Raw genomic sequence first — 3,652 nt, 5'->3', positions numbered from 1 at the left:
TGCGGCATTGCTCGACGAATGCGAGCGCATCAACGGCGGTCAGCCCATCACCTTCTTCGAAATCACGACCTGCATGGCTTTCCTCGCCTTCGCGCGGCACAGGGCGGATGCGCTGATCCTCGAAGTCGGCATGGGCGGGCGTCTCGATACGACCAATGTGATCGAGCATCCGGCCGTCATCATCATCACGCCGGTCGATCTCGACCATCAGCAGTTTCTCGGCGAGACCATCGATCTGATCGCGCGGGAAAAAGCCGGCATCCTGAAGCGCGGCGTTCCCGCCGTGATCGGGCCGCAGACCGACGAGGGCCGGGCCGCCATCGAGGAGGAGGCCGCGCGCGTGGGTGCGCCACTCTTCATCTGGGGGCAGGAATTCAGCGCGCATGAGGAACAGGGCCATCTCGTCTATCAGGACGAACACGGGCTGCTTGACCTGCCGCTGCCGCGCCTGCCCGGCCGGCATCAGATCGACAATGCGGGCGTCGCGATCTGTGCGCTGAGGCAGGCGCAGATGCTACCGCTCGGCGAGGATGCGATCGCGCGGGGCTTGCGCGAGGTCGAATGGCCAGCGCGGTTGCAGCGGCTGACGCATGGACCGCTGGTCGCGATGCTGCCCGCCCATGCCGAACTCTGGCTCGACGGCGGACACAATCCCTCGGCGGCGCGCGTCGTCGCCTATGCGATGGCGGATTTCGCGCAGAGCAATCCGCGCCCGCTCACGATGATCGTCGGCATGAAGGAGACGAAAGACGCGGGCGGTTTTTTCGCGCCCTTCAAGGGCCTCGTCGCCCATGTCGAGACGGTGGCGATCCCGGACGATCCGGCCTGCCTTTCGCCCGAAACGCTGGTCGAGGCCGCGCGCGGCGCGGGGCTCGACGCCTCGCCGGCACCGTCGGTCGAGGCGGCGCTCACGAATGCGCTTGCGCGGGCGGACAGCGAGCCGCCGCGTATTCTGATCTGCGGGTCGCTCTATCTCGCCGGCGCCGTCCTGCGCGAAAACGGCTGAGCTATTCGGCCGCCTCGATGCGCGGCGGCGTCTCGCCTTCCGCGAGAGCCGGCTTACGCTTTCCGGCTTGCTTGCCCGCCGGCTTCTTCGGCGATGCGCGCTTTGCCGCCGCCTGTTTCTTCGCCGGTTTCTTTTCGAGTTTCGCTTTCATCGCGGCGGCTTCGGCGGCGGCGACGTCCGCCGGCACGGCCGCACGCGCAATACCGGCGCGGGCACCTGCCCCCGCCTTCACATGCATGCCCTTCGTCGCCTCACGCAGTTCCTCGAAGGCCTCCTCGATGCATTGTGCATAGAAGGCCGGATCCGGGATCATTTCGCGGCAGGAGGTGAAGGAGATCGTGATCTCGCCGCAATAGGAGAAGACGGGATGGATGATGCCCATGCCGTCGAGGATCGGACCAAGACCGAATTGCGTGACGAGGCGCGCACCCGTCATGTAGAGCGGAACCTGCGGCCCCGGAATATTGGTGATGACTGTATTGAAGATCGGCGTGATGCGGTTCGCAAGGCCGAGATTGGTGTAGAGCCGCGCGGCAAGGCCCGCCACTGTCGAAGGAATGAACTGTGTGTAATCGGTGAGCGTGCGCGCGCCGATGGCGTTGGTCATCTCCTTCGACCGGGTGGTCGATTCGAAAACCGCGACGAGACGTTCCAGCGGATCGGCGATGTCGGACCGCACCGCCACCGACATGGCGCTGACGAGATTTCCGGCCGCCTTCTGTTCGCCGGGGGCACGCACCGAAATGGGCGCCATGGCGATCAGTGAATCCTTCGGCAGTTCATGCTTCGATTCGAGATATTTCCTGAGCGCGCCGCCGATGATCGCGATGACCGCGTCGTTGACCGTCGCCCCCTCGACAGCGTTCTTGATCGCGCGAATGTCGTTCAATCGGAACGAGCGTCCGTCGAAGACACGATGCGGCGAGACCTGGCCGTTGAAACGCGTGCGCGGCACCGGGCCGACGCGCTTCAGCTTTCCCGCCGAGAGGCCGACGCCGAGGCGCGCCAGCGCCGGCACCGATTGCGCGACGACACGGGCAAGCTGGAACGGATGGCGGACATTGTTGACGGAGGTGCGCGAGAGGAGTTCGACGGCGGTCGGCACGCGCTCGGGGAGCCATGCCTTTTCCGGCGGCGTCGGCACCGCATCGGGTTCGAGATCGTGCACGGCCGCCGTCATCTCCGCGCCGGAGACGCCGTCGATCGCCGCATGATGGACCTTCGAGACGATGGCAAAGCAGCTCTTCGGCAAGCCCTGAACATTGTCGAGGCCTTCGATCACCGTGAATTCCCAGAGCGGCCGGCCCGTATCGAGCGGGCGCGCATGAAGCCTTGCGACCTGAATACAGAGCTGGCGCCAGTCGCCGGGTTTCGGCAGGGCGATATGACGGACATGAAATTCGAGGTCGAAATCCGGATCCTCAAGCCAGTAGGGATGATCGAGGCTCATCGGCACACGGATAATGCGTTGCCGGAAGGACCGCGCGAGATGAAGCCGCGCTTCGTAGTTTTTCAGGATTTCCTTGAAACCGAGAACGCCGCCCTTGACCGTCGACTGATCGTAAATGGCGACGGAGCCGATATGCATCGGCGCATTCGCCGTTTCGAAATAGAGAAACGACGCGTCCATTGGACTGAGTTGTTCCATGACCATCCTCCCCAGGGGCCAAAGAGCGGACCCTGAAGGCCGGATCCTTGAGCGAAACTCAAGCACACTTCACGGGGGAGAGTCCAAGAAGATCGGCGGGAACTGGAAGGACGCAAAACAAAAGGGCCGGTCTTTCGGCCGGCCCCTTCATTCAAACCCGTGGCGGTTCAGAGCGCGCCTTCGATCCATTCGACGATCTTGCCCTTGGGCAGCGCGCCGACCTTGGTGGCCGCGACCTGACCGTCCTTGAAGATCATCATGGTGGGGACGCCGCGCACGCCATATTTGGTCGGTGTGTTCGGGTTCTCGTCGATATCGATCTTCGCGACGCGCAGCTTTCCGCCATATTCCTTGGCGATCTCTTCCAGCGCCGGGGCGATCTGCTTGCACGGGCCGCACCAGGTCGCCCAGAAGTCGACCAGAACCGGGCCATCCGCATCCAGCACGTCCGACTCGAATGTGGCGTCGGTTACCTTGTCCGTTGACATCGTCGTTCCTTTCCTGTGGGCGGAGGCCCCTGCCGGGCCAACCAGCCCGCCCCGTCCGAGGGGGCTCTGAAGACTGCGTTGGGATGAATCTAGGAACCGGCCTCCCCAAGGTCAAGGCGTTGAAAGGCCGCGTTTTTCTTGTGCAATAGGGGCTTTCAGGGCTTCGTCGAGGAGTGCCGCCGGAAGTTCCATCAGGCGCGGCCCGTCGGTCCAGAGAAGCGCGCAGACGATATCGCGGCCGGGATAGATCTGGGCGAGAACCGCCCGGTAGGCGCCCATCTGGGCAAGATAGGCGGGGCTCACTTCGGCGACGGCCTGCGCCGAGGGGCGGTTCGTCTTGTAGTCGATGACCGTGACGCGCTCCTCGCCGACGCAGAGCCGGTCGATCTGGCCGGAAATGAGCGTCGGCTTTCCGGCGAATTCGATGCGGCCGACCACGGCGACTTCGGCGCGGCCGGCGGGTCCGAAGATGTCGGCGAAGGCCGGTTCGTCGAGCACGGCGAAGACGGC

4 protein-coding genes are annotated in these 3,652 nt (G+C 64.6%); 1 reads left to right on the top strand and 3 read right to left on the bottom strand.

Going from position 1 to position 3,652, the window contains the following annotated elements:
- Positions 1 to 1,006: bifunctional folylpolyglutamate synthase/dihydrofolate synthase (locus tag VMR03_RS14665; RefSeq protein ID WP_325406500.1), on the top strand; the 1,006-nt coding region annotated here is incomplete at its 5' end.
- Between the two features lies 1 nt (position 1,007).
- On the opposite strand, the gene VMR03_RS14660 is transcribed toward VMR03_RS14665, so the two are convergent.
- The 3 genes from VMR03_RS14660 to VMR03_RS14650 form a co-directional block, all read right to left on the bottom strand.
- Positions 1,008 to 2,654 carry a wax ester/triacylglycerol synthase family O-acyltransferase gene (locus VMR03_RS14660; RefSeq protein WP_325406498.1) on the bottom strand — a complete coding sequence of 549 codons (1,647 nt, stop codon included), beginning with the start codon at positions 2,652 to 2,654 and terminating at the stop codon, positions 1,008 to 1,010.
- A gap of 167 nt (positions 2,655 to 2,821) precedes the next feature.
- Positions 2,822 to 3,142, bottom strand: a complete 321-nt coding sequence (gene trxA / locus VMR03_RS14655; RefSeq protein WP_325406496.1) for a thioredoxin TrxA — start codon at positions 3,140 to 3,142, stop codon at positions 2,822 to 2,824.
- A gap of 111 nt (positions 3,143 to 3,253) precedes the next feature.
- On the bottom strand, positions 3,254 to 3,652 hold a 399-nt coding region (locus VMR03_RS14650), incomplete at its 5' end, for a PD-(D/E)XK nuclease family protein (protein ID WP_325406494.1).

This window comes from Parvibaculum sp., from assembly GCF_035511255.1.
GTDB lineage: Bacteria > Pseudomonadota > Alphaproteobacteria > Parvibaculales > Parvibaculaceae > Parvibaculum.
Note: the sequence above shows the minus strand (reverse complement) of the source record. Positions and strands in the feature narration are given on the sequence as shown.

Bases quoted from the DNA above. Each gene is read 5' to 3' on its own strand.
- VMR03_RS14660 (WP_325406498.1), bottom strand. From the start codon at position 2,654: ATGGAACAACTCAGTCCAATGGACGCGTCGTTTCTCTATTTCGAAACG.
- trxA (WP_325406496.1), bottom strand. From the start codon at position 3,142: ATGTCAACGGACAAGGTAACCGACGCCACATTCGAGTCGGACGTGCTG.